Origin of the sequence: Ruegeria sp. ANG-R, from assembly GCF_000813985.1 — a bacterium.
Classification (GTDB): Bacteria; Pseudomonadota; Alphaproteobacteria; order Rhodobacterales; family Rhodobacteraceae; genus Ruegeria.
The window spans coordinates 1-1,272 of sequence record NZ_JWLJ01000023.1 but is presented as its reverse complement, the minus strand read 5'-3'; the positions used below and the strand labels follow the sequence as shown (position 1 = coordinate 1,272).

General features: G+C 50.8%; 1 protein-coding gene and 1 pseudogene. Both read left to right on the top strand.

From position 1 onward, the window contains the following. Window positions 1-327: hypothetical protein (locus tag RA27_RS24610; RefSeq protein WP_241484140.1), on the top strand; the 327-nt coding region annotated here is incomplete at its 5' end. A gap of 72 nt (window positions 328-399) precedes the next feature. Beyond that, window positions 400-1,086: pseudogene (locus RA27_RS24815) on the top strand (aldehyde dehydrogenase family protein); the annotation flags it as partial. Between the last annotated feature and the right edge of the window lie 186 nt (window positions 1,087-1,272).

The following is a 1,272-nucleotide window of genomic DNA, read 5'->3' as shown; positions in this document are numbered from 1 at the left end:
CGCTGCCACAGCGCGTTATTATCATCCAACCAAAACTTCGCAACAGAACCCTCGGATGTGATCTTTCCTGTTGCGGGCGCAACGAAACTGAAAGCGATCATCGACGAACATCGTGCAAAAGGCACACTGGATGCGCGGATTCAGATGGTGATGCGGGGGTCCCGAGCCAGCCATTACCGCCGAATGTTGCCGTCGCTGCTATCTGTCCTGAGGTTCCGGTCGAAAAACGAAAGCTGGCGCCCGATCCTCAATGCTTTGTCTTTGACCACCTTCTCGCCGTGGCTCTTACGTGTTCCGGGTTTCTGTCTCATCTCCACTCCGTGGTAGTTACGATGCGCCAGAAACCCTCTCTTATCAAATCAACCTAAACTGTCCCATTGGTGCTGACGTCAGACACTCGAACTGGGTGGCAAAGGAGCAAATATCTTGTTCGAGGATGCCGGCAAAGGCGCAGTTGAACGTGGAATTCGCCAGTTGATGTTGAATTCAGGTCAGTCGTGTAATGCGCCCAGCAGAATGATTGTGCATGAGGCTATTTACAATCAGGTAGTGAGTGCCGCGGCGGAAATCGGAAACCAGATTTCTGCCGGCGTGGATGATCAGCCCGGCTCGCATCTTGGACCCGTGGTAAACGCAACACGGTTTGAAAAGATCCAGTAACACATTCAAGATGGCATTGTGGTCGGCGCAGAGTTAATCGTTCGAGGCTTAGGAAGGCCTGAAGGACTTGGAACGGGATACATCGTTCGACCAACAATATCTGCATACGTTACCAACGATATGCGTATAGCACGGGAAGAGATCTTTGGACCGGTTTTGACTATCTTGAAATTCCGGGACGAAGATGAGGCAGCTTCAATAGCAAATGATACAGTTTTTGGTCTGATGAATTTTGCCCAGACGCAAGATCAGGCCAGAGCGAAACGCATTTCACGAAAACTGCAATCCGGTTCTGTAGAAATAAACGGAGTAAGATGTGGCAACGGCGCTCCATTTGGAGGCATGAAGCAATCCGGAAAATGTCGAGTGGGCGGGAAATGGGGCGTCGAGGATTTCCAAGAAATCAAATTGGTGCCTGGTTGGTAAATCTAGCGATATCGTTCCGACGCAAATTTCTGTGAAAGTCGCGTAGATTGAGCCGATGGGACTCTGTAGATATAGACGCCTCCGTTCAGGTTGTTTGCAAACCCACAATGGCATATCGAGGCCAGCGGGGGCGTCTACACCCTCAAAACCCATGCGCTTACCGAAATCAAGTGTCTGACCCACAGC